Origin of the sequence: Pseudomaricurvus alkylphenolicus (genome assembly GCF_011683955.1) — a bacterium.
GTDB lineage: Bacteria > Pseudomonadota > Gammaproteobacteria > Pseudomonadales > Cellvibrionaceae > Pseudomaricurvus > Pseudomaricurvus alkylphenolicus.
Map to the genome: position 1 here is coordinate 733,394 of NZ_JAAQPI010000002.1, position 22,655 is coordinate 756,048.

The 22,655-nt window shown below is 54.1% G+C and carries 24 protein-coding genes, 1 other RNA gene and 1 riboswitch; of the genes, 12 read left to right on the plus strand and 13 right to left on the minus strand.

Annotated features, from left to right (window positions below):
- Window positions 1–224: 224 nt before the first annotated feature.
- From HBA55_RS08550 to HBA55_RS08560, 3 genes are all read left to right on the plus strand, one after another.
- Window positions 225–704: a peroxiredoxin gene (locus HBA55_RS08550; protein ID WP_166989385.1), complete on the plus strand. Its 480-nt coding sequence runs from the start codon at window positions 225–227 to the stop codon at window positions 702–704.
- A 23-nt stretch (window positions 705–727) separates the two neighbouring features.
- On the plus strand, window positions 728–1,834 hold the full coding sequence (locus tag HBA55_RS08555; protein WP_166989387.1) for an endonuclease/exonuclease/phosphatase family protein: 1,107 nt from the start codon (window positions 728–730) through the stop codon (window positions 1,832–1,834).
- A gap of 48 nt (window positions 1,835–1,882) precedes the next feature.
- Window positions 1,883–1,970: riboswitch (cyclic di-GMP riboswitch) on the plus strand.
- Window positions 1,971–2,075: 105 nt separating this feature from the next.
- Entirely contained in the window at window positions 2,076–2,840 is a 765-nt protein-coding gene (locus HBA55_RS08560; RefSeq protein ID WP_166989389.1) for a type 2 periplasmic-binding domain-containing protein, read from the plus strand.
- Window positions 2,841–2,866: 26 nt separating this feature from the next.
- On the opposite strand, the gene HBA55_RS08565 is transcribed toward HBA55_RS08560, so the two are convergent.
- The 6 genes from HBA55_RS08565 to HBA55_RS08590 form a co-directional block, all read right to left on the minus strand.
- Entirely contained in the window at window positions 2,867–3,709 is an 843-nt protein-coding gene (locus tag HBA55_RS08565; RefSeq protein ID WP_166989391.1) for an HDOD domain-containing protein, read from the minus strand.
- A 176-nt stretch (window positions 3,710–3,885) separates the two neighbouring features.
- Window positions 3,886–4,284, minus strand: a complete 399-nt coding sequence (locus HBA55_RS08570) for an MmcQ/YjbR family DNA-binding protein (RefSeq protein ID WP_166989393.1) — start codon at window positions 4,282–4,284, stop codon at window positions 3,886–3,888.
- A gap of 77 nt (window positions 4,285–4,361) precedes the next feature.
- Window positions 4,362–4,961: a 5-formyltetrahydrofolate cyclo-ligase gene (locus HBA55_RS08575; RefSeq protein ID WP_206019612.1), complete on the minus strand. Its 600-nt coding sequence runs from the start codon at window positions 4,959–4,961 to the stop codon at window positions 4,362–4,364.
- A gap of 96 nt (window positions 4,962–5,057) precedes the next feature.
- Window positions 5,058–5,235: non-coding RNA, 6S RNA (gene ssrS / locus HBA55_RS08580), on the minus strand.
- A 93-nt stretch (window positions 5,236–5,328) separates the two neighbouring features.
- Window positions 5,329–5,616, minus strand: coding sequence for a cell division protein ZapA (locus HBA55_RS08585; protein ID WP_166989395.1), 288 nt, complete (start codon window positions 5,614–5,616; stop codon window positions 5,329–5,331).
- Window positions 5,617–5,672: 56 nt separating this feature from the next.
- Entirely contained in the window at window positions 5,673–5,903 is a 231-nt protein-coding gene (locus HBA55_RS08590) for a TIGR02449 family protein (protein WP_166989398.1), read from the minus strand.
- A gap of 224 nt (window positions 5,904–6,127) precedes the next feature.
- Between HBA55_RS08590 and HBA55_RS08595 the strand changes: the two genes are divergently transcribed.
- From HBA55_RS08595 to HBA55_RS08610, 4 genes are read left to right on the plus strand one after another with little or no spacing between them, the layout of a single operon-like run.
- The gene (locus HBA55_RS08595) at window positions 6,128–6,730 is read left to right on the plus strand and encodes a UPF0149 family protein (protein WP_166989401.1); all 603 of its coding nucleotides are present in this window, start codon (window positions 6,128–6,130) and stop codon (window positions 6,728–6,730) included.
- 52 nt (window positions 6,731–6,782) lie between these two features.
- The gene (gene pepP / locus HBA55_RS08600) at window positions 6,783–8,114 is read left to right on the plus strand and encodes a Xaa-Pro aminopeptidase (protein ID WP_166989403.1); all 1,332 of its coding nucleotides are present in this window, start codon (window positions 6,783–6,785) and stop codon (window positions 8,112–8,114) included.
- A 15-nt stretch (window positions 8,115–8,129) separates the two neighbouring features.
- A complete protein-coding gene (gene ubiH, locus HBA55_RS08605; protein WP_206019614.1) occupies window positions 8,130–9,365 on the plus strand; it encodes a 2-octaprenyl-6-methoxyphenyl hydroxylase in 1,236 nt (411 codons plus the stop codon).
- 30 nt (window positions 9,366–9,395) lie between these two features.
- Complete coding sequence (locus HBA55_RS08610) at window positions 9,396–10,634, plus strand: UbiH/UbiF/VisC/COQ6 family ubiquinone biosynthesis hydroxylase (protein ID WP_166989405.1); 1,239 nt, start codon at window positions 9,396–9,398, stop codon at window positions 10,632–10,634.
- Between the two features lie 19 nt (window positions 10,635–10,653).
- Here the strand turns inward: HBA55_RS08610 and HBA55_RS08615 are convergent, their stop codons facing one another.
- Complete coding sequence (locus HBA55_RS08615) at window positions 10,654–11,484, minus strand: hypothetical protein (RefSeq protein ID WP_166989407.1); 831 nt, start codon at window positions 11,482–11,484, stop codon at window positions 10,654–10,656.
- Window positions 11,485–11,501: 17 nt separating this feature from the next.
- A complete protein-coding gene (phaZ, locus tag HBA55_RS08620; protein WP_166989409.1) occupies window positions 11,502–12,374 on the minus strand; it encodes a poly(3-hydroxyalkanoate) depolymerase in 873 nt (290 codons plus the stop codon).
- Window positions 12,375–12,810: 436 nt separating this feature from the next.
- On the opposite strand from phaZ, the gene HBA55_RS08625 reads away from it, so the two are divergent.
- The 3 genes from HBA55_RS08625 to HBA55_RS08635 all read left to right on the plus strand — a co-directional run bounded on the left by HBA55_RS08625 (window position 12,811) and on the right by HBA55_RS08635 (window position 15,876).
- Window positions 12,811–13,296, plus strand: a complete 486-nt coding sequence (locus HBA55_RS08625) for a phasin family protein (RefSeq protein WP_166989411.1) — start codon at window positions 12,811–12,813, stop codon at window positions 13,294–13,296.
- 96 nt (window positions 13,297–13,392) lie between these two features.
- Window positions 13,393–15,408: a PHA/PHB synthase family protein gene (locus HBA55_RS08630; RefSeq protein WP_166989413.1), complete on the plus strand. Its 2,016-nt coding sequence runs from the start codon at window positions 13,393–13,395 to the stop codon at window positions 15,406–15,408.
- A gap of 72 nt (window positions 15,409–15,480) precedes the next feature.
- The gene (locus HBA55_RS08635) at window positions 15,481–15,876 is read left to right on the plus strand and encodes a hypothetical protein (RefSeq protein ID WP_166989415.1); all 396 of its coding nucleotides are present in this window, start codon (window positions 15,481–15,483) and stop codon (window positions 15,874–15,876) included.
- Here the strand turns inward: HBA55_RS08635 and HBA55_RS08640 are convergent.
- Entirely contained in the window at window positions 15,864–16,343 is a 480-nt protein-coding gene (locus HBA55_RS08640) for an Lrp/AsnC family transcriptional regulator (protein WP_166989417.1), read from the minus strand. The two genes, HBA55_RS08635 and HBA55_RS08640, sit on opposite strands and share 13 nt — an antisense overlap.
- Before the next feature lie 138 nt (window positions 16,344–16,481).
- Between HBA55_RS08640 and HBA55_RS08645 the strand changes: the two genes are divergently transcribed.
- Both HBA55_RS08645 and HBA55_RS08650 read left to right on the plus strand, forming a co-directional pair.
- Entirely contained in the window at window positions 16,482–17,549 is a 1,068-nt protein-coding gene (locus HBA55_RS08645; RefSeq protein ID WP_166989418.1) for a Glu/Leu/Phe/Val family dehydrogenase, read from the plus strand.
- 108 nt (window positions 17,550–17,657) lie between these two features.
- Window positions 17,658–18,569: an alpha/beta fold hydrolase gene (locus HBA55_RS08650; RefSeq protein WP_166989419.1), complete on the plus strand. Its 912-nt coding sequence runs from the start codon at window positions 17,658–17,660 to the stop codon at window positions 18,567–18,569.
- On the opposite strand, the gene HBA55_RS08655 is transcribed toward HBA55_RS08650, so the two are convergent.
- From HBA55_RS08655 to HBA55_RS37765, 4 genes are all read right to left on the minus strand, one after another.
- The gene (locus HBA55_RS08655) at window positions 18,550–19,563 is read right to left on the minus strand and encodes an alpha/beta hydrolase (RefSeq protein ID WP_166989420.1); all 1,014 of its coding nucleotides are present in this window, start codon (window positions 19,561–19,563) and stop codon (window positions 18,550–18,552) included. The genes HBA55_RS08650 and HBA55_RS08655 overlap by 20 nt on opposite strands.
- Window positions 19,564–19,581: 18 nt before the next feature.
- Window positions 19,582–21,723 carry a TonB-dependent receptor gene (locus tag HBA55_RS08660; protein ID WP_166989421.1) on the minus strand — a complete coding sequence of 714 codons (2,142 nt, stop codon included), beginning with the start codon at window positions 21,721–21,723 and terminating at the stop codon, window positions 19,582–19,584.
- Window positions 21,724–21,830: 107 nt separating this feature from the next.
- Window positions 21,831–22,229, minus strand: coding sequence for a hypothetical protein (locus HBA55_RS08665; protein ID WP_166989422.1), 399 nt, complete (start codon window positions 22,227–22,229; stop codon window positions 21,831–21,833).
- A 250-nt stretch (window positions 22,230–22,479) separates the two neighbouring features.
- A complete protein-coding gene (locus HBA55_RS37765) occupies window positions 22,480–22,611 on the minus strand; it encodes a hypothetical protein (protein ID WP_277345539.1) in 132 nt (43 codons plus the stop codon).
- Window positions 22,612–22,655 lie beyond the last annotated feature (44 nt).

Here is a 22,655-nt window from a genome sequence, read left to right on the forward strand (position 1 = left end):
GATCAAGCCTTAATCAGGTAAATTGCTGGCTGCCGCAGGCCATTCGAATCAATACCAATCATTGAGTATCACGCCGATGCAGAGCAATTTCCGAACAAGTGACGCCGGCATGCTTCGGGACCATCGGGTCACGCTTGCCAGGGGATCTGACATGTTTCACACTCCCTAGCGGATTCAATTTCAACTAAGCACACGATCCAAAGCAGCAATAAGGAGATACAACAATGAGCATTCAAGCGGGCGACAAAATACCTTCAGTAACCCTGCAGGTGATGGGCGCAGAGGGCCCTCAGGAAGTTACGACTGATGAACTGTTTGCGGGTAAAAAAGTAGTGATGCTGGCAGTACCCGGTGCATTTACACCCGGTTGTTCCATGACCCACCTGCCCGGTTTTGTGGTTAATGCGGACAATATCAAGGCCAAGGGCGTTGACGAGATCGTGTGTACTTCTGTCAATGATGTGTTTGTCATGGGAGCCTGGGGCAAGGACCAAAATGCGGAACACATTACCATGTTGGCCGACGGCAACGGCGAACTGGCTGAGGCCCTGGGACTGATTATGGACGCCAGTGGTTTCAAAATGGGTCCTCTGCGCAGCAAGCGTTACGCCATGATTGTGAATGACGGGGTGGTGGAACTGCTCAACGTAGACACCAAAGGTATCGACAAAAGCAGCGCTGAAACCATTCTCGCGGCGCTTTAATCGGTACAGAAAACAGGTACAGCATGAAATACTTGGGTGTCGGCGCTTTGGTCCTTTTGACCACGGCGCTTGGAGTGATGGCTTGGGCCTGGCAGTCCGTGGATTGGTACCCACCGGTCCTGGACGTGGAGACACAATGCCACAGTGAAGCTCAACCCTGGGACGAATCGCAACCGCTTAAAGTGGTCAGCTTTAACGTGCAGTATCTGGCGGGTAAAAACTACGTCTTTTTTTACGACGTGGCGGACGGGCCGGACACGCAACCCAGCGAGGAGGATCTCGGTCTGACGCTGGAGCGGGTGGCCGATATCATTCGCTCAGAGTCGGCCGATATCGTCCTGCTGCAAGAGCTCAATGACGCTGATGACAGTCGCACCCACTACCAGGACCAGCTAGCCCTGTTGCAACAGCAGCTCGGGGAGGCGGCCTATCCCTGTGAGGCCAATGCACACTATTGGAAAGCTGGCCTGGTGTTGCACCCGAAAATTCTTGGGCCGGTGAGCATGAAGCTCACCACCCTGTCGCGCTATCCGATGACCCAGGCGCGCCGCCATCAATTGCCCTATATGCATCAGGATTCACTCACCCGGCGCTTTTATTTCCAGAGGGCGATTCTCGAAACCCGCATGATCAGTCAACAGGGCCGCTCCCTGGCTCTGTTGAACACCCATTTCGATGCCTGGGGAGACGGTTCAGACTTAATGCCCGCGCAGGTGGGGGTGGCTATGAACCTGTTTCAGCGGCTTGAACGGGAACAGATTCCGTGGATTATTGGGGGCGACTTTAATTTGCTGCCGCCGGATGAAGGTCGCCAGTGGCACAAACTGGAGGCGGCCGGTACCGCCGACTTTGACCGGGAAACCGCACTGGCACCGCTGTATGAGCAGTTTGGTGCGATTCCTTCACGCCAGCACCTCATTGGCGAAAAACCCCACCTCTGGTACACCCACTTTCCCAATGACCCTCGTGTAGAAGGTCCCGATCGCACCATCGATTATCTGTTCTACAGCCACCACTGGCAGCTGCAAAAAGGCTATGTGCGCCAGCACGATACTCTGGATGTTTCTGACCATTTACCCGTGGTCGGTCAATGGCGTTTACAGGAACCCAAAACCGCCTCTCTGCATTGATTGATATCAAGGGGTTGGCACGTAAATCATTTTGTTGTAACTTGTGCCTATCGAAAAGGGCTACCCCCGGCGAAAGCCGGGGTTCGCAAAGTCTACGGTCTAAGGGGGTAATACCCTATGATGGCGGATTGCCGATGATCCCGTCTTGCAAGCATTCATCGAACCTTTTTCACTCCAATATTGAAAGTAGCAATGAATAGCCGCAGTAACGGTTACTGTGCCGGCGGCATCGAGGAATGTTTTGAAACCGTTTTGGCAGGCGCTGTGTCTGGTGCTGGGGTGGGGGCTGCTGTGCCCTTTGAGTGTGTCCAATCCTCTGGAGGGTGAACCTCGCCGTTTATCTCTGGCGTTTGGCGCCGCTTTTGAAAGTCAATTCAGCAAAACGGGCCATTATAATTGGCTCCGAGACGCCTTACTGTTCGAGGGTTATGATTTCGACGTGGTCTGGATGCCCAACAAACGGGGTATGGTAGAGGCCAATGCCGGTCGTATCGACGGGGATCTGACTAAGGCCGCGACAGTTGCAGCAGGTTTCACCAACCTGGTGCAGGTCGATGAGCCTTTCTTCTATGCCTGTGTTGTCGCCTACGGAGTGCCTGCCAATGCCAGCCAGTCCATCCGCCACCTGGGGGTGATCAGGGGGCTGGAATATCTCAACCAGTCGATACCCAAATTGAATCAAGAGTACCAATTTTACCCGGTGGAGCGGCTCCAGCAGGGTTTGGATATGGTGGCCTATGGTCGGCTCGATGCGTTGCTATTGCCGACAGTGGTGTCTAAGCTGCTGCCGCCGTCCCAGATGAAAGGATTGGAGATCATCTCGCCAACCCTGTTGGAGTACCCTACCTACATCTATCTGCACCGTCGTCATAGGGAGCTGGCTGAGCGACTCCAGCGACGTCTCAGTGAGACTCGTCCCAAGGAGATCCAAAATCACTGTGATACCAGAGTTTCCTCTGAAGCGGCCGCAGTGCGCATTTCGCTGCAAAACAAGCTACGGCAATAGGGCTGGCCACTCAGTCCGCGATCAGCTTACTCCAGGGCCAGATTGTTGTAGTCTTCCTCGATATCCGAGTAGTCGAGATCCGAAAGGCCCATTGCCGCAAGCACCTGATCACCGACGCGAATCCAGTCTGTGGTGGGTTTGAAGCGGCGGGTCTGTTCCACCAGGTTTTCAGCCGCTTTGAGGCAGGAATACATCCACAGGAACTCTGATGAGACCTTGCCGTTGAGCGCGTCCATGGCGTGATGTTGAAGGATTACGCTGCAGAGTTCCTTGGGCAGACCCCAGGAGCTGGCAATGTAATAACCGATGACAGCATGATTACAGTGATATCGCTCCTCTTCCAGCTCTGTCAGCAGAAGATTCGGTTGTTCATTGGCTTGGCGCAGCGTGTCTACGTAATCCGGAAACTTGATCGACATGGCCGGAAGCCCACAATCGTGAAACAGCCCGGTTACGTGGAGGTTTTCCAGAGGAATGTTCGAGTTTACCCGTTTGCCTATAAATACCATGGCGTTGGCAATTTCGGCCGCGCTGTCCCAAAAACGTTCCAGGGAGATACAGGAGTCGCCGGTAAATGCGCGGCGAATTTCGTAGCTGGCCACCAGGGCCTTTATGCTCTCGATGCCCAGCATCATAGTGGCCTGACGCACGTCAGAAATCGTGCGGCTCATGCCATAAAACGGGGAGTTTAGAGTTTTCAGGACCGCGGAAGATAGGCCCACGTCGCTAGCAACGCAGTCACCGATGTCGGAGATACTGCCCTCGGGGTCGTTGGCAATGTCTTGAATCGTGTTCAGAATCTCCGGCTTGGGAGGGATATGAAAGCCGGATTCCACGTGTTTGATGACGGATTCATCGAGTTTGATCACAGTTAAAACCTTCCGTTACTTCTTGTACTTCTTTTGCGGCATCTATCGATGACCGCCGTGTTTAGTGTTTGCTGCTATGTCTGCTGTGGTTAGACGTGCCCTGCGTTTGCGGCAGGGTTCGACGGATTGAATTGGTGGCTAGGCGGGTCAGTTTACCACTCTCCTTCAGCCCCCTGTCAGCCATTCAGGGGAGGATCGCAATACAACGAGTCGCTTCCGTAGTTTAGCTCCAGCGACGTTCGCTCGGCCTTCTTCAAGCCCCTGACGACCAGGGAATAGGAATGGTCGATCATGCGCTCGACTTCGTGGGAGGGAATACTGTCGTCCAGGACGAGCGTGTTCCAGTGTTTTTTGTTCATGTGATAGCCAGGCCGCACAGACTCAAAAACGGTTCGCAGCGCGAGAGCCTGCTCTGGGTCACACTTTAAATTCATGTGCGGCACACCATCATCCCGGCTAAGGGTCGCATACATCTTGCCTTTTACCTTAAACACAGCGACATCTGGATAAAAGGGGTAGTCCTCCAGTGCCTCCGGTTTTGCCAGCAAGTAACGTTTGGCCTGATCAAAGTTCATAGGCGCACGGCCTGTATTCACACGCGTTTTAGATTGCCTCAAAGTGAAGGAAACATCAAACTGTGACGTGGTCTAAATCACTTCAGAAACTCTCTTTGGGTGAAGCTACCGGGCGGGTGAAACAAGTCCCCATCAGTGGCGACCGCACCGAGTGGAATATCCCAGCTGGCAAGTTTCAGCCTGTCCACTTGCTGGCAGCCATGGGCAAGCCCAATCAGATAGGGTTTATGTGCGTTCACATGCTGTTTGAAGCTGAAGCTGCGGTCATAAAAGCCGCCTCCCATGCCCATACGGCCGCCAAAGCGGTCAAAACCCACCAAAGGCAATAACACCAGATCCAGATCCTGCGCCCGGCGGCGCCGGCGGAAATCGGGTCGGGGTTCGCTAATACCATAGCGGTTCTTCACCATAGGAGTGCTATCGGTATAGCGCACAAACCACAATCGGTTGACGTTGCCTGGCGCCAGCACCGGCAGGTAGCAGTGCTTGCCCAACCTCTGTGCGGCGACGATAAGTGGACGAGGGTCGATTTCTCCATCGTTTGGCAAATAAAACGCAATATGGCGACTGCGGATAAACAGGGGTTGGCAGAGCAGCAGTCTGCATAGGCGCCTGGCGGCAAGTTTTTGCTCGCGGGAGCTGAGGGCGCGACGTTTAGCCCGCAACGAGCGGCGCAACTGCTTGCGGTCGAGAGGTGGTTGTGTAGGTTTACTATTATCGATGGGCCAGATCCCAACTATTTGAGTAGTTCAGAAAATCGTGGCCTGAAAATCAGAAGCCCCGAACGTGCGGCTGTCAACTTGGCCTTGAACCGTAAGGCTCAAGGTGGAGGTTCCTGCAATGCCTCAGGCTTTCCGTCATGCGGACATGCACACCGACACTGGCTAGTTACCCCCGGGGTATACATTATCGGCTCGAGGACTCGTCAACTGGCCAACACATCAGGGTTGAGTGGATTATAACGCAGATGATCGATCGCCAAAATCTTGTATTTTTCTGCGTTTCATCGTATGGAGGAGGTATCCAGCTGCTTGGTGACTCACATCAGAATTTGTCAAGGGCTCGATCAAGCTTTTCTGTCAGGCGCTGCAGGGTGTCATTATCCACGGGGTCCGGCACCACGTTTTTGGCCTCAAGCAATTCATGACTGAGGTTCAAGGCGGCCATCACCGCAATGCGTTCCAGGCCAATCACATTGCCTCCAGCCCGAATATCGCGCATGCGTTCGTCGAGTTTGCGGGCAGCCTGCATCAGCGCGTCTCTTTCACCTGGCGGGCAGGCGACCTGATATTCCTTATCCAGGATTTGCACAAAGACGGTTTCACTACTCATAGTGGTGGCTCTCGATGGCGGCTCCTGTGGCTCCGGTAGCATCGCGTTTAAATACTTCAATTCTGTGATTCCAGGCTCTTGAGGCGGGAGATCATGGCTTCCACCCGATTGCGCGCCAGCTCGTTCTTCTCAATCAGCCGCGTGCGCTCTCCCTGCCAGCTGGCCTCACGTTCCTGGGCAGCGGCTGCGTCTTCCTTAAGCGCGTCGTTCTCCAGCCTCAGACGCTCACATTGGTCAATCAACTGGTCCAGTTTGATTTCCAGGGTAAGCAGGTGTTGGTTGGTCATGGACGGGAGGCCTGGTTGCGGTACTCAATCAAGCTAATATAAGTCGACGCCGGAGAGGGGTCAACATGGCGCTGCAACTTATCTAGAAATGATCTATAGAATGTGGGCTAGAACACTGTTTTTACAGGAAAAAAGCAGGCTTTAGTCCTGCCTTGCGGACGCTCGGGCGCATTCATGATAGGATGCCCGGTTAAATCGCCCTGTAAGTTCCCGGGATACCCTTCATGAGTGCCACCGATAAAGCCCCAGAAGCCCTTATTTCATTTGAAGAATTGAACCACCTGTTGGTGCCTCTTGGGGCCCTGAACAGTCCGTCAGAGCTGCACGGTATGCTGTGTGGCAAGCTCACCGGCGGGCAACGCCTCGAAGCCGACCAATGGATGGAAGAAGCCCTGGTGTTCTTGGATGTGATCACCTCTGAAGAAGAGGGAGTCGTTGGTGACGATGAAGACCGAGGCCAAACCGAACTGGCTCGCCTCTATACGGTTGTACTTTCTCAATTGGAAGACAGTGAATTTGGTTTTCAGTTGCTGCTGCCACAGGACGATGCCGAGATGGACCTGCGTACCCGTGCATTGGGAGAGTGGTGTCACGGATTTTTGTCCGGGTTTGGCAGTGCCGGTCTGGATCCAAGCGCTAAATTTTCTGCCGAAGCCGCTGATGCGCTGAGGGATATGGCGGCAATTGTCAGTATTGGCGACGGCATGGATGAAGATGATGCGGAAGCGGACTTTACCGAAATTGTGGAATACGTGCGTCTGGCGGTCATGACGCTGTTTTCCGATTTTGGCACTGGCCCCAAAGATGAAGGCCCCACCCTCCATTAACGTCGCCCTCTGGCAGCATCGCTGACAAAGACTCAGATTCGACAGGACAAATATGACCATTACCAAGCAGGAATTTGCCCGCCGCCGCAAGCAATTGATGGCGATGATGGAGCCTAACAGTATCGCCATTTTGCCGGCGGCACCGGAAAAGATCCGATCGCGGGATACCGAATATTCCTATCGACAGGATAGCGACTTTTATTACTTATCCGGTTTCGTCGAGCCCGAAGCCGTATTGGTGTTATTGCCTGGCCGTGAGCACGGTGAGTATGTGCTGTTCTGTCGGGAAAAAGACCGTGAAAAGGAAGTGTGGCACGGTTACCGTACCGGTCCGGAAGCCGCTTGCAAAACATTCGGTGCCGACGACGCGTTTCCGATCGACGACATTGACGATATTCTGCCCGGACTGATCGAAGGGCGTGAACGCATTTATTACGCTATGGGGCGAGATGCCGACTTCGATCATCAGGTGATGGTGTGGGTGAACGCCATTCGAGCGCGGGTGCGCACGGGAGCCATTCCGCCCGGTGAGTTGCTGGACCTGGATCATACTCTTCACGACATGCGGCTCTATAAAAGTGCGGCTGAGGTGCGACTGCTGCAACGGGCGGGGGAAATTTCAGCCGCCGCTCATCTGCGAGCCATGAAGGCCTGCCGCCCCGGGCGCTTTGAATTTCAGCTGGAAGCAGAAATTCAACATGAGTTTGCGATGAACGGCGCGCGTTTCCCGGCCTATAACACCATAGTGGGTGGTGGTGCCAACGGCTGCATTCTGCACTATGTGGAGAACTCGGACGAACTCAAGGACGGTGATCTGGTATTGATCGATGCCGGCTGTGAATTGGAATATTACGCCGCAGATATTACCCGTACATTTCCGGTAAATGGTGTTTTTAATCCGGAACAGAGGCAGCTTTACGAACTGACACTCAAGGCACAACAAGCCGCCATCGACAAAATCAAACCCGGAAACCACTGGAACGAGCCCCACGAAGCCTCCATCAGAGTGATCACCGAGGGTCTGGTTGAGTTAGGGCTTTTGTTGGGTGATGTTGACGAGCTGATCGAAAACGAAGCCTACAAAGAATTCTATATGCACCGCATTGGCCACTGGTTGGGTATTGATGTTCACGACGTGGGCGATTATCGCGTCGGTGGTGAGTGGCGTGTGCTGGAGCCGGGCATGTGCATGACGGTGGAGCCGGGCATCTATGTGGCACCTGACAATGCCGGCGTGGATGCCAAGTGGCGTGGCATTGGCATTCGTATTGAGGACGATGTGATTATCACAAAAGAAGGTTGTGATGTTCTCACCTCTGCGGTACCCAAAAGCATCGAGGCCATTGAGGCCCTGATGGCTGAACAATTGATGGCTGAACAATAGACGAGCCGCAACGCCATGAATGAGCTGGAACCTGTGGACATCGCCATCATTGGTGGAGGCATGGTTGGTGCCACTTTGGCCGCCTTGCTGGCTCAGGCCAATCCCAATTGGCGTATCGCTTTGCTGGAAGCGTTTGAATTACCGGCCGCTGGTGAGCCAATTTACCAGCCCAGTTTTGATGACCGTTCAACGGCCATTGCCTGGGGCAGTGTCACCTTGCTCCAGCAGGCCGGCCTGTGGGATATTCTCAGACAGCAGGCGACCCCTATTCATCAGGTGCACGTTTCTGATCGCGGCCATTTGGGAGGCAGTCTGATCGATCGTCACCAGGCCGGCGTCGAAGCGCTGGGCTATGTGGTGCCCAACACCTGGATCGGTCGGACTCTGCTCAGTCATTTGCATCAGTTACCGAATTTGCAGTTGCTGGCGCCGGCGCAGGTTGGGCGCATACAACCCGTGGCGGACGGCGCCAGGCTCTCGCTCCGTTATCAGGGTGAAGAGTACAGTCTTCACACAGATTTGGTGGTCATTGCCGACGGTGCCCGCTCGCCCCTGCGCGAAAGTCTGGGTATTGATCTGGCGGTGGAGGACTACCGGCAGACTGCCGTCATAGCCAATATCAGTCTGGATCAACCTCACCAGGGGGTTGCCTATGAACGCTTTACCGACGAAGGCCCGCTGGCGTTGTTACCTCTGGGCGGCTCTGTACAAGGTTGCCAAAGTGCGCTGGTATGGACGCAACCGAGTGAGTGTGTGGGCGAATTGCTGCAAGCGTCCGACGACGACTTTCTGCAGCGACTGCAGCAGCGCTTTGGCTATCGTCTGGGCAGACTGATTGAGGTTGGCAAACGCGATAGCTACCCGCTGGCATTGTCTGTGGCAAAAGAGCAGGTGCGTTCCTCCATCGTGATTATGGGCAATGCAGCGCACTTCCTGCACCCCGTCGCAGGGCAGGGGTTTAATTTGGCGCTGCGCGACTGTGCGGCTCTGGCAGCCACGTTGAAACAAAATATACCAGGCGAGCGATTAGGCAGTTTGAGCCGTTTGCAGCAATACCAGCAGCAGCAACAACTCGACCAACAACTGACCATACAATTCAGTGATCAGCTCACCAAATGGTTTTCCAGCAGCGCGCTGCCCCGTGCCGCGTTAAGGGCGTTAGGTTTTATTGGTCTGGAAGCGGTGGCGCCGGCAAAAGGATGGCTGACCCAGCAGACTATGGGCAGCGCCGGGCGCAAAGTGATTCTCTGACGGCATTTCCTTTTTAAAGAATCCAGGATTATGGACACCACATCGTCATCTACTCATGAATTCTACGACCTTATCATTGTCGGCGCCGGTCTTGTCGGCAGCGCCATGGCCTGTGCACTGGCAAGCTCACCGGAGGGGGCGCACCTGCGCATCGCTGTGGTGGAAGCCGGTGGAGATCCGGCGCAGTTTTCCGGAACCGATTTTGACCCGAGAGTCGTCGCTTTAACTCATGCATCCCGTTCACTGTTGGAACAGGTCGATGTTTGGCATGACATTGTGGCGCAACGGGTGTGCCCCTACACCGATATGGATGTCTGGGATGCTGAAGGTACCGGTCAGATTCATTTCGATTGTCGCGAAGTGCAGCAGCTAAGCCTTGGCCATATTGTTGAAAACAGCGTGGTAACCCGTGCACTGCTCAGCCGGATCGATTTGCTCGATGCCATCGATCTGTTGCGTCCGGCCAAAGTGCTGAACGTGCAATATGATGAACAGAGAGAGGTTCGTCTCGTCAATCTCGAAGACGGCCGAGAGCTGCACGCGCCTCTGGTCATCGCGGCCGATGGTGCCAACTCGCCGATACGCCAGATGGCGGGTTTGCATACTCGAGAATGGAGTTATGGGCACAGTGCCATTGTCACCACCGTCAAGACGGAGCTTTCTCATCAGTTCACCGCCTGGCAGCGTTTTTTGCCAACCGGCCCTCTGGCGTTTTTGCCGTTGCAGAGCGACGCGGGTAACGCTTGTTCCAACTACAGTTCAATCGTATGGTCGATCGAAGATCAACTCGTTGACGAGTTGATGTCACTGGATGACAAAGCGTTCCGCAAGGCATTGGCTGATGCCTTCGAATACCGTCTCGGTGATATCGTTGATGTGGCAAAGCGCTACAGCTTTCCACTGCGCCAGCGCCACGCCACCGATTATGTAGACAGAGGCCTGGCTCTGGTAGGGGACGCCGCTCATACCATCCACCCCCTGGCAGGGCAGGGGGTCAACCTCGGATTTCTGGATGTTGCAGTTTTAACGGAGGAAATCCTTCGTGGCTGCGAGCGCCAATTGCCTCTCTCGGAGCATTCCATTCTTAAACGCTATCAGCGCCGTCGCAAGAGCCACAATCTCAGCATGATGGCAATCATGGAAGCTTTCAAGCGCCTCTTTGGCACCCGCGACTTGCCCGTGCGCTGGTTACGCAATGAAGGCATGCGTCAGCTCAATGGCCTGGCGCCACTAAAAAACGCTATCGTTCGCCAGGCCATGGGGCTTTGAGACAGGTCTGTAAGACAGGTCACTGAGTTTGGGCCGATTTGCTGCCCTGGTGCGCGTGAGGTCTTCGCAAATGACCGTGCAATAGAATATTCCACAGCGCATATTTCAATCGCCTGGCTTTGGCATAGATATCTCCGTCGCCGATTTTGATCAGATAACCCAGCTCGCGAAATGCCCGGCGGCGGTCCCGTCCGGCCCAGTAGCGGGCCAGCGTGATTCGCGTCAACAGGCGGTAGCAGGAATACAAATGGAAGTTCAGAAGCTGGCGTTCCCACTCATCAAGCTCGCGTTGTTTTAATACGCCCTTACGACGAAGGCTTTTATATTCTTGTCGCACCAGTTTGTGCTCATTGCGCAGTCCTACCAGATTGAATGCATGGATAGGGGAGCGAAATTCCTGCTTGAGCAATTTCTGCAGATGCTTGATTTCCTTCCTCAAGTTACCACCCTTTACCGCCTGTCCCATTAACACGCCAATGATCTGATCCTCCTGATGACTGGGCAAAGACGGAAAAAACAAGTGGCGCTGGAAAAAGTAGCGCACAAAGGAGCACAAACCGGACAGATAGGGAAAGAAGTGGGCGCCGATCAGTAGTGCCAGGGCCAACCAGGATGCTCTTTCCGGAGTCATGATGTTTTCCAGCAGGGAGGTCATGACATAGAGTAAAAAGTAGCTCCAACCGGCATAGATTAACGTCATCACCACCAAGCGAATCGGGGTCGCCGTATGGTGGATACTGAGCGGCCAGGGTTCGCCCTCGGACTCATTGGTCAGCAGCTCCGGCAGGGTTTGCCAGTGGAACAGGGTCCACAACGTAAAGGCGAGAAAGATAATGGTGACGGTCAGCATGGTCTATCTCCTCAGTATCAGTGCACGACGCCGTGACCTGATTCGGCGTCGTGGCCGGAGTCAATGTCGGCAAATTGCAGAAATTCCACAATCCTGGCAGAGATCTCCACCATTCGGGTCATCAGTAACAGATGGCCGCAGTCCACCTCGATCAATTGACTGTAAGGAATTCGACTGTGGAGGATGCGGGCGTTAACAATGGGCACTAATGGATCGTCCCGACCGGCGAGAATCAGCGTTTGTTGAGGTAATTTCGATAGCCAGTGAATACTGGTCCAAAGCGAGGCGGCATAAAGCTGGTAAAGATACCCTTGTGCCGACTTGGGCGCCCTTACGCGATCGGTGTACTCTTCCATAAGCTGGGGGTCCTTGCGCAGTTCGCCGCCATAAATGTGCTGGGCGATGTCGCGCAGATAATGCTTATCAAAGTAACGCTTCGGGTTCGACAGTTTCATAAACACCGATGGTTTGCCCGGTACCATAATGGCGCCGGCACTGGTCGCTGCCAGCACCAGATTCTGGCAGCGCTTGGGGTAACGGTAGGCAAATTCCTGCGCCATACCTCCGCCCCAGGAAACCCCCAGAACGTCGACTTTGCCATAGCCGAAATGGTCGAGAATTTGGGTCGACATTCGCGCCAGGCCCTTAAATCGCATCGGCATCTTCGAAACCTCTGACAAACCGATACCGGGCATGTCAAAGGTCAGGCACTCGATGCCTTTAAGCTCTTGCATGAGCGGATAGAGAATCTCCGTATTGGCACCGATACCATTAAACAACAGCAGTGGTCGCTGACTGCAACCCGCTTTACGGGCAATACGAATCTGCAGACCCATGACCTCCACGAAGCTCTCCTCAATGTCGATCGTGCAGTCGGCGGGTGCATTCATTGTGATGGCCTAATGGGGCATGAGAAATTCAGTATGTGCATCGCTAATGATTTATCAAGCGTCTGTGACCGTTTTTTTAAACAACGTCGAAAATGACGAAAAAAAGACAGCCTCCTGCGCCATGTTTTATCCCTGTCACAATTTCTTGCACCTTTGTGGGGCGATGTTTCGCGCCATTTCAAGATTAACAATTTTTTCATCGTTTCTTCATTGACAAGTCACCGTTAATCTCCATATTTTGAAACTGTACCAAGCGCCCTGAATCCGAAACTCGTTGAGTATCTCAAATCCAGGGGCGCCAGCAATCTCGGATGCGATTTTGTCACACTCCACAAACAGGGAATTTATCAGGGCAAGGATAGCCGCTTCCAGATGCTCCAGTTTCTTCTGATCAAACGCCACATCAGATGGCCTACATTTTTTTGAGGTTATAGACATGTCAGTTGCCAATGAAATTGAAGTAACACAATCCACAACCCCCAAAAAGCCAATACGTCAATTGGTTGGTCAGGTGGGGAACGCCTACAAATTCGCCTGGCACACCTGCCTGGGTGCCGCCGTGACTGCGGAAGAAAAGATCACCGAATTTGCGCGGGAAATGGCGGAAAAAGGAGCCAAGGTTGAGTTTAACCCCCCTCGCCGGATTCTGGAGCGTCGCGAAAAGCTCACATCTGCCAGCGAAGATATCAAGCACAAGGCCCAGGAACGCATCGAAGACGTTGAACACATGATCGACGAAGGTGTGAATCGCTCTCTGCACTTTATGGGCGTTCCCAGTCGAAAGGACATGGACGAGATGACTTCTCTGATGAAAGACATGGCCGACTCAATTACTGAGTTGTCTTCGCAGTTGCAAGCGCAGAAAAGTACCGCGAGTCGGGCTAAAAAAACCAGCAAAACTGAGTCTACCACCGCCGCCTGATTGATACCGGTAGGGTGTTACTTGTGCGCATCTTTCGATGCAGGTTGGTATTCCATCTAGGTGTTGCCGACCGAATTAACAGCAGTGAGAAGTACAATGAATTCAGGCAGCCCAATTCCGGAGCTGGCGGCTCTTGCCCCGGAAGCTTCAGTGGACATCAAGTTGGCGGACTTGCCAACTGAGATCGCCGCCGGCAACGGAACCGTTTTTCGACGCGAACCGCTTTCCGTTATTAACGAGATTTCTCTAGACTGTCCTGATGATGAACTCTTGTCCAGTCTCGAACGAGTTCAAAGCAGTGCGCAGAAACTTAATCGCTTCGTGAATGCTTTTCGCAAATCTCGCTATGAAACTGCAAAAGCGAGTTCTGGCGACGCAACAAAAACGACTACCAGAACAACATCAACGGCCAGTTTGAAGACACAAGCCAGTTCTGATGTCCAGGTTGCCAAAGCCGAGGCTTCCGCCGGCTCCAATGTGTCGAAGTCAGACAAAAAACTGCCCGGCAAAGGTGTGCTGGAATCGTTTGGGCTGTTCTTTCGGCAAACGTCCCGGCAACCAGAGGTGTTTGTTGATCACTGCTCAAGTTTCGTCAAGGAAGTAGCCAGGATTGCCACCAACAAATCGGACATTGAACCCGAACGGGGCGATAAACGTTTTCGTGACGCGGTCTGGAGAGAAAACTTTCTCTATCGAAAGACACTGCAAACCTACTTAGCCTGGGATCGGGAAGTATCCGGTTGGGTGGATGATCTCGATCTGGATGATGCGGATCATCGTCGCACCCATTTTCTCTACCAGCAGGTTAGCGCGTTAATCTCGCCCACTAACTCGCCCATGAATCCGGTAGCGGTTAAGCGTGCGTTTCAGACCGGTGGCAAGAGCTATGTCGATGGGGTCAGTAATCTCCTGCAGGACTGGCGCACCAACCACGGTATGCCCACCCAGATAAAGTCAGACGCCTTTGAGGTCGGCCGCAATCTTGCTAACAGTGCGGGAGCAGTGGTGCACCGCAGTGATGTATTGGAGCTGATCCAGTATCGTATGGAAGAAGGACAAACCGTACAAAAGCGCCCGGTGCTTATTGTCCCGCCTCAGGTGAATAAATTTTACGTGTTCGACCTGACACCCAAAAACAGCCTGGTGCACTACCTCAAGACGCAGGGCATTCAACCATTTGTTATCAGCTGGCGTAACCCCAATGCACACTGCGCTGACTGGGGGTTGGATCGCTATGTTACCGAGTTGGAAAAAGCCATTGAGGTGATGTGCGAAATTACCGGCAATGACAGCATTAACCTGGCCAGCGCCTGTGCCGGTGGTATTACTTCCATGGCGCTATTGGGTTACCTGGCGGCCGTCGACAAACCGCTGGTGCATTCTCATTCCATGTTTGTGACCGCGCTGCAAACAGATGACACCTCCGCGCTAGGTTTGTTCGCCACCCGTGAAGCCGTGGAGTTGAGTCGAAAACGGTCACAGGCCCAGGGTTTCATGAACGGCAAGGAGTTGTCACATATCTTCGCCTGGTTGCGTCCAACGGATTTGGTCTGGAACTACTGGGTGAACAATTACTTGCTGGGCAAGGAACCGCCCTCGATGGATATACTTTATTGGGACAACGACTCCACCCGCTTGCCGGCGGGGTTGCACAGTGACTTTCTGGATATCCTGATTGACGATGCCTTTGCCGAGCCCGGTCGGTTGGTGGTCAAGGGGCAGCCAGTTGATATTCGGCGAATTAGCATGGATTTTTATTGTGTCGGCGGCGACGAAGACTATTTGATGCCCTGGAAAAAATGCTACGAAGTGCCCGACCTGCTGAATACCGATTGCACGTTTGTGCTCAGTACCAGCGGGCATATTCAAAGTATTCTGCGGCCACCGGGTATTGCCAATACTTTTTATTACACCAACGACTCGCGCCCGGCCAACGCGGACCAATGGCGGGCTGATGCACAGCGCCACAGTGGCAGCTGGTGGGAGCACTGGCAGCAGTGGCTGGTGGAGCACTCAGATGAGGAGCAAGTCGCGCCTGAGCGTTTGGGAAGTTACCGCTATCCGCCATTGTGTCAGGCTCCAGGTCTGTACGTAAACGAAAGAGTCACCTGAGAAAAGTTGATATTCCCCCCATTGCGGTCTCAGCTATACTGAAGATATTCAGGGGACTTCAGGTTAGACAGCTTGATGACGGTGATCGGGGAATATAAGCATATTCTGGTTGAAGGGCAGGTAGTTCATACATACCCTTCTGCGGATTTCGATGCTATCGCAATTGATCAGGCCTTTGACCAAGTGGAGCAAACTGCTGCCTCTCTCGACAGCTGGATTCTCTACGAGCACCCGGACGAAACCGCGGGCTTTACCTCTGGCGCTATGGGTCAGCTAATGGAGCGATATCGTCAGTTGCAGTCCCAGGGGTGTATCGGTGTCGCCTGTCATGTGGACAGCATTTTTGGTCGCATACTGCGGCAAAATCTGCCCGCAGAGTTTCCACTGCCGGTGTTAATCGATGCCCAGCGTCAGGCGCTGGACGACTTTGTGGTGAAATTATTGCACGAGCACCGTCAATCCAGCTGAGTATCCAACGGCAGAGCAGTGGTGTTCTTGATGGTGGTGACCGCCACGTTGGAATGAATCTCCTGAATGCCGGGCATCTGCGAAAGAAAGGTTCTTACAAACTGCTCGTAATGCCGGATATCCCTGGTTACGATCTTGAGCATGTAGTCCATGGTGCCGGTCATGGTGTAACACTCGGTCACTTCCGGTAACCGCCGCACGGCTTCTTCAAACTCTTCCAATGACTGTCTGCCGTGGACAGAGAGGTTTACGGTGCAAAATACTACTACGTCCATACCCAGCTTTTCGGCGTCCAGCAAAGCCACGCGCTTATGGATAAAGCCTTCTTGCTCCAAACGGTTGACCCGGCGCCAGCAGGGGCTCTGAGACAGTCCGATTCGGTCAGCCAACTGCGCTGCGGTGAGACTGCAGTCGTCCTGTAACTGTTTGAGAATCTTCAGGTCGATGCTGGATATTGAATCCTGCATAAATTTTCCTTCAAAGCGCCAATTCTCGGTTTATTTATTCACTATAGTCCGGAATTGCCGGCAGAAAACAAAAATTTGCCTGCTGTTGTCGCCTAAAATTTCTTTAGACGTAGAGGAAATTACCCGTGGAGGCTGACAATGAGTGTATTTGAGCATCGCTCCTACGACGATCATGAGCACGTGGCGTTTTGCCACGACCGGGAGACAGGCCTCAATGCCATTATTGCCATTCACAACACCTGCCTTGGAAACGCCATGGGCGGCTGCCGCATGGTTAACTACCGCAGCGCCGACGAGGCATTAAATGATGTGCTGCGCCTTTCCCGTGGCATGACGTACAAGTCCGCAGCGGCCAATCTGCCCTTGGGTGGCGGTAAATCCGTGATTCTGGGGGACCCGAGAGAACATAAGACCAAGGATATGCTGCGGGCCATGGGGCGCTTCGTAGACAGCCTCAATGGCCGTTACGTTGTGGCCGAAGACTCCGGCATGGGCGAGGCTGATATGCGGGTGATGGCGGAACAGACGCCTCACGTCGTCGGTTATGCCAAACACGATGGCGAGCGGGGTGATCCGGCGCCCGCCACCGCCTATGGGGTATTCCTGGGATTGCGGACTGCTGTAGCTCACCGTTACAAGACCAGCGATATTCGCGACATGCGGGTAGCCATCCAGGGCATGGGTAATGTGGGTTATCGTCTGGCCAAATTGCTGCACGAAGCCGGGGCACAATTACTCGTCAGCGATATATTCCGTGACAATACGGACCGTGCACGGCGGGAGTTTGGTGCCACTGTGGTGCCTCCTGAGCAAATATTCAATCAGGACGTTGAGGTCATATCTCCCTGCGCACTGGGAGCGGTCATTGATGATCGCGTGCTCAACCAGCTTCGCGCGGGAGTCATTGCAGGCTCAGCCAATAATCAACTGGCCTATGACGATATCGGCAATGCCCTGAAGGCCAAAAGCATTCTCTATGCGCCGGACTATGTGATCAATGCGGGCGGCATTATCGATGTTTACTACCAAACCCGCGGATTACCTTACGCTCAGGCCCAGCGCCACATGACCAAGTGCATCAGCAGCACCCTCACCGAAGTGTTCCGGCGTGCGGCCAGCAGTGATCAGTCCACAAATGTTATCGCCGACCAGGTGGCTCGCAGTCGCTTCGATCCCGATTATCACCCCATCAACGATGCGGCCTGACCGGGCCGCTGCTCGAAAAAGTCAATTAAATTAAGCGGTAACAGCATCCTCCGGTACCATTGTGCAAGGTAAACTGGTATCAATGAGTCATAAAAGGGGAGCCATCGGATGCCGCAGTCGCAGCCCAATCATCAGCTAATCAACGCCAACGGGGGAGAGTTGTCAGTCTACCAGTGGGGGGAAGCCTTTCGGGGCGAGGCTCCGACACTGGTGTTGGCCCACGCCACCGGTTTCCACGCCCGCTGCTGGGATCAGGTGATCAGCCATCTGGGGGATCGGCACATTATAGCCCTTGACCAACGAGGTCACGGTCACAGCGACAAGCGTTCATTCGACAGCTGGCGGGATTTTGGCGAAGATCTGCAAGCGCTGCTAAACCATCTTGAGGTTACGCAAGCCTTTGGTGTTGGGCACTCCATGGGAGGGCATGCCACTGTGGTGGCCGCAGCTGCCCAGCCTGAACTTTACCAGCGCCTGCTGCTGATCGATCCGGTGATTCTCGAGCCCGCTTTCTACGACATGTGGAACCCCAACATTCTGACCAGTGAGCCCACCCATCCTGCGGCGCGCAGGCGAGCGGTATTTAAAAATGTGGAGGCAATGATCGAACGCTACCGCGAGCGTCTGCCATACAGCCTGTTTACCGCTGAGGCGATGCAAGACTATTGTCGCTATGGTCTAGTGCCAACGCCGGACGCCGACGTAGAGCTGGCTTGCCCGCCGCAGCTGGAAGCCCGGATCTACGATACGGTATGCAGTAATCAGACGATTCTGGACCAGGTGGCTTCCATCGAAGTGCCGGTGACCGTCGTCAGAGCGATGCAACCGCGTACACAGGAAGACATCATGGACTTCCGCTACTCGCCCACCTGGCCCAATCTGGCGGACCATTTTCCCAATGGCCATGACATCTGCCTGCCAGAGTTAACGCATTTTATGCCCATGCAGGCACCAGAGCTGGTGGCAAGGCTGATCTCTGAACCCGCCTCAGGTCAGGGTACTACTTCAGATATCGTCTGACTTTCTCACAGATCAGTTGCAGGCCCGGGTAACCCTGGGGCAGCGCCTTGGGCAACGATAAAAACGCATGCAGTGCGCCCGGCTGGCAGTGATATTCCACTGGCACGCCCTGTTTTTCCAAATGCCGGGCATAGGCAAATCCTTCGTCCCGCAGCGGATCACATCCCGCTGTCAAAATAAAGGCCGGTGGCATTGTCTTGACATCCTCCGCCAGCAACGGAGAAACCCTGGCGTCATAAACCAGTTCAGAATCTTTGAGATAGAGATCCCGCACCCATTCAATCTGAGCTTCGCTCAGCAGCAATTCGCCACCGCCGAGGTGTTGCCGCGATGGGTAATCGATGTCATGCCTCAGGTCGGTCATCGGGTAGAGCAGAAACTGGGCCGCTGGCCGTTGCATCGCTCGCTCCGCTGCCAGGCGGCAGGTTACAGTGGCGAGATTGCCTCCGGCGCTGTCGCCCATGATTCCCAGGCGGTTGATATCGGCGTTTAGTTGGTCATGGTTCTCCTGCAGCCATTGTAACGCGGAAACACAATCCTCCAGACCTGCAGGAAATGGGTGCTCAGGCGCCAAATGGTAATCGACATTAATCACCAGGCAGCCACTGTGGGCACACAGGTAACGCATCAGATCGGCGTAACTCTCGAGATCACCCTGGCACCAGCCTCCGCCGTGCAAGAACAACAGTGTGGGTAACGGCTCGCTATCAGGTTGGCCATTAGCCGCGTTCGCTGGCCAAAACAGATCCACAGCGAAGTCACCGCTGGCCCCGTTCAGCCAATGTCGCTCGCGCCGCGCTACCTCTGCGGGGGCCGGACCGAACTGAAGGAACAGCGATGACAGCATTCGCCGCGAGTGCAGGAGTAAGCTCTGTGAGTCTTTTGTAGTGGGTACGGCAAGATTCTGCAAAAATGCTTGGGATGGCTGATTCAGTTGATTGAGAGTGACGTCCATGTCGGGAGTTTGTTGAGCAGAGGCATTGCTGGATTCCATGGGATTGCTCTTCGGTGATCAGTATCGATAGGATGCAGTGAGGCTGTAAGTTCTTGGTGCGCCGTAGTAACCCAGCTGATAGCCCAAGCTGTCCGACAGATCAAAGCCGTGCGCCAGATACGCCTTATCGGTCAGGTTTTTGCCCCCGAGGGCAATGCGCCAGCGCTGGTCTGGTGCTTCCAGGCTGATGCCGGCATTGACCAGGCTATAGCCATCCTGGGCCAGAACTTCACTGCTGCTCACGGTGGTGTAGGTTTTGTCCCGATAGCTGACATCCAGGCTGAAGGTCAGATCACCCAGGTCTCCCAGCGGCAGGGTATAACGTGGGGCGAGTCTGGCTGTCCATTCAGGGGTATTCACCAGATGGCGCTGAGCGCTGATGTCAGTGCCGTTGGGGCCGATATATTCCTTGTAGTCGGCGTCCATATAGCCGAGATTAACGTCCACGCTCAGGTTTTCAGTAACCAGCCCCGTCAGTTCGATTTCCAGTCCCTGTATCTTCGCTTCACCGGCATTGGTAAACAGTGCAGCAAAGCTGCCCCCGTCGTCGGCGATAAAGCTGCTCAGTTGCAGGTCTTTGTAATCATTCACAAAAACGGCGGCATTAAAGCGCAGGCGCTGCTGCAACCATTGGGATTTAATCCCGGCCTCAAAGGCGGTTAGAATTTCCGGTTGGTAGGGGGTGGCCTGGAACGGGGTCTGTGAGCGGCCGTCAAAACCACCGCTTTTGAAGCCCTGGCTGGCATTGAAGAACACCATCACATCGGCGTTGAGTTGGTACTGTAATCCCAGTCTGGGAGAGACTTCCGACCAAGTATCGTGTGCCCGAACATCAGTGATCAGAAGCCCCTGACCCAGCCTTGGCGGGTAGGCTGTGGCGGGGTCAAAGAACTCCTGCTGGCGTGAGAAGTCCTTATCTTCGCGGGTATAGCGTATACCTGCAATCAGAGTCAAACTTTCGCCCAGCTGCTGGTTGAGTTGGCCGTAGAGCGCCAGGCTGTCGTTCTCCTGCCGGTTCAGAGAGTTAGTAACAAAGGCAAGGTCAGGCCCAAAGATCCCCGATTCGGTGTCATCCTCTTCGTGGAATGCATACAGCCCGGCGACCACCCGCGTGGAGTCGTTGTCGAAACTGAGTTGAAACTCCTGGCTCCATTGTTCCTGCTCCTGATCCACAAAGACGCCAAATAACGCCAGGGAAGTGGCGTCCAGATCCAAATGGGTGCGGTAGTCCATGCTTCGAACGGAACTGATGGATTTGAACTGCCACTGGTCATTCAAGTCCCAGCGCGCACGCATGGAGAATCCTTCTACCTCCAGTTCATTACGATCATTAAAGTTGGCATCCACTCTTCGTACGTCCGTATTGGCAGGAATACCGAAGACTGCTGTTTCTCTAACCGGTGTGCGAGAGGTGTCACTGTCACCGGAGGATCGATCCAACGCGACATCCAACTGCAGGCGTTCATTGATCTGCCAGAGCAGGTCGCCACGCCAGGCGATGGTGTCTTTGTCACCATCGTCACTGCTGTCAAACAGATTATCGGAGTAGCCCTCCCGGTCCAGTGAGGCAACGGAAAACTTGCCAAACAGGTGATTTTCTATCAGGGAGCCGTTGATGGTGGCGCGCAAATCCCGGCGCTGGTAGTTGCCGAAGCTGGCTTCCAGTTCGGTATAAAACTCCTCGCTGGCCGGCGTGGAAACGTATTTGACGGCACCTCCAATGGTGTTACGGCCATAAAGTGTGCCCTGGGGGCCCCGCAGTACCTCAATGCGCTCAACATCCAGCACATCCAGAAAAGCACCCTGCGCCCGCCCGAGGTAGACATCATCGAGGTAGATGCCCACACCGGGATCAGCGAATGACAAGGAATCGATTTGGCCAACCCCGCGCAGGTAAACCACCGCGTTGGAGGCGTCGCCGTCGTGCAAGGTCAGGTTGGGCACCGCGTTCTGGATATCACCAAGGGTTGTGGCTTGCAGCGTCTGCAAGGAATCTTTGGAAAAGGCGGAGACTGAGAGTGGCACCGACTGCAGACTGGCGGAACGGCGTTCAGCGGTGACCGTAACCTCTTCGATGGCCAGAGGCGCCCCTGCGGCTGCAACGACACCGCAGGTGGCCGAGAGGGTCAGGCATAATGCTGTTTTGTTAAAATTATTCATAACCGAGGACTCCGATAGAGTATGGCGTTGTTTACCGGGTTCTCAGTACTTTAGTGGGCTGGCGCAAAAATACACCCGCAGATATTGCGGTTAAATCTGCGGGTATTTTATTTTGCCACCTGAGACAACAGCGTCAGGGTTTCTTTCAAGGTTCGCGTCAGGTGCCCAATCATAACCCGCTGCAACTTTTCCGAGGGTAAAAGAGCGATCTCGCGCCCATCTTCCGGGTGTTTGTGTTTTTCCAGATAACCGTCGAGAACGGCTTTCTTTATGCGTTCTTCGCGGGTGCGCTGGGACCCGGTTTTCATGGACTGGCAGGCCTGGCTTATCGTCAGTGGGCTGCCGCGCCACTGTCCCTTAAGGCAATTGATAAACAGATACCAATATTCCTGAGTGTAATAACTGGGTTTATTTTCAAAAGTGGTATCCCAGTCGCGCGCGTAGTGTTCCAGAGCCTCGGCCCAATTCAGTAAGGTCAGCTCGGAGGGTTGGTCGTCGGTGTGCAAGCGTACAGTTTCCCTTTAACTGGTCTCAGGAGTTTGTAGCGCTTTTGTCGCAACTTTTCAAATACAACCGCCGAAAGACTGAAGCAGGTCAGTGGTCCAATTTATCGATCAGGGGAATAAAAAAATGGGCCAGTTTCTTTCGAAACGGCCCGAGTGATAGCCAAAGGTCTATTGGGAACTGTGTTGCAAACTACTCACTAAGGAGTAGAAGGCGAAGTTGATTGAAACGTATGATTCCGGGCCTTTAAGCTCAGTGAGCGTCGCCGTGATCGGCGCGTCCGTCAGCCCAGTACAGAAACAGTCCTGCCAGTGTGGCGCCGACGACAATAGCACCCATACTGATCGCCATTCCCAAGGTACCTACCACTACTGCATCTGCCATGACACTCTCCTGTCTCTGTGTCGTTGATCATGGTTGTAGATTAC

Excerpts from the sequence above, each read along its gene's own strand:
- HBA55_RS08550 (WP_166989385.1), top strand. The coding sequence starts at position 225 with ATGAGCATTCAAGCGGGCGACAAAATACCTTCAGTAACCCTGCAGGTG.
- ubiH (WP_206019614.1), top strand. The coding sequence starts at position 8,130 with ATGAATGAGCTGGAACCTGTGGACATCGCCATCATTGGTGGAGGCATG.
- HBA55_RS08660 (WP_166989421.1), bottom strand. The coding sequence starts at position 21,723 with ATGAATAATTTTAACAAAACAGCATTATGCCTGACCCTCTCGGCCACC.
- HBA55_RS08595 (WP_166989401.1), top strand. The coding sequence starts at position 6,128 with ATGAGTGCCACCGATAAAGCCCCAGAAGCCCTTATTTCATTTGAAGAA.
- phaZ (WP_166989409.1), bottom strand. The coding sequence starts at position 12,374 with ATGAATGCACCCGCCGACTGCACGATCGACATTGAGGAGAGCTTCGTG.
- HBA55_RS08590 (WP_166989398.1), bottom strand. The coding sequence starts at position 5,903 with ATGACCAACCAACACCTGCTTACCCTGGAAATCAAACTGGACCAGTTG.
- pepP (WP_166989403.1), top strand. The coding sequence starts at position 6,783 with ATGACCATTACCAAGCAGGAATTTGCCCGCCGCCGCAAGCAATTGATG.
- HBA55_RS08610 (WP_166989405.1), top strand. The coding sequence starts at position 9,396 with ATGGACACCACATCGTCATCTACTCATGAATTCTACGACCTTATCATT.
- HBA55_RS08630 (WP_166989413.1), top strand. The coding sequence starts at position 13,393 with ATGAATTCAGGCAGCCCAATTCCGGAGCTGGCGGCTCTTGCCCCGGAA.
- HBA55_RS08615 (WP_166989407.1), bottom strand. The coding sequence starts at position 11,484 with ATGCTGACCGTCACCATTATCTTTCTCGCCTTTACGTTGTGGACCCTG.
- HBA55_RS08570 (WP_166989393.1), bottom strand. The coding sequence starts at position 4,284 with ATGAACTTTGATCAGGCCAAACGTTACTTGCTGGCAAAACCGGAGGCA.
- HBA55_RS08640 (WP_166989417.1), bottom strand. The coding sequence starts at position 16,343 with ATGCAGGATTCAATATCCAGCATCGACCTGAAGATTCTCAAACAGTTA.
- HBA55_RS08650 (WP_166989419.1), top strand. The coding sequence starts at position 17,658 with ATGCCGCAGTCGCAGCCCAATCATCAGCTAATCAACGCCAACGGGGGA.
- HBA55_RS08645 (WP_166989418.1), top strand. The coding sequence starts at position 16,482 with ATGAGTGTATTTGAGCATCGCTCCTACGACGATCATGAGCACGTGGCG.
- HBA55_RS08625 (WP_166989411.1), top strand. The coding sequence starts at position 12,811 with ATGTCAGTTGCCAATGAAATTGAAGTAACACAATCCACAACCCCCAAA.
- HBA55_RS08655 (WP_166989420.1), bottom strand. The coding sequence starts at position 19,563 with ATGGAATCCAGCAATGCCTCTGCTCAACAAACTCCCGACATGGACGTC.
- HBA55_RS08585 (WP_166989395.1), bottom strand. The coding sequence starts at position 5,616 with ATGAGTAGTGAAACCGTCTTTGTGCAAATCCTGGATAAGGAATATCAG.
- HBA55_RS08555 (WP_166989387.1), top strand. The coding sequence starts at position 728 with ATGAAATACTTGGGTGTCGGCGCTTTGGTCCTTTTGACCACGGCGCTT.
- HBA55_RS37765 (WP_277345539.1), bottom strand. The coding sequence starts at position 22,611 with ATGGCAGATGCAGTAGTGGTAGGTACCTTGGGAATGGCGATCAGTATG.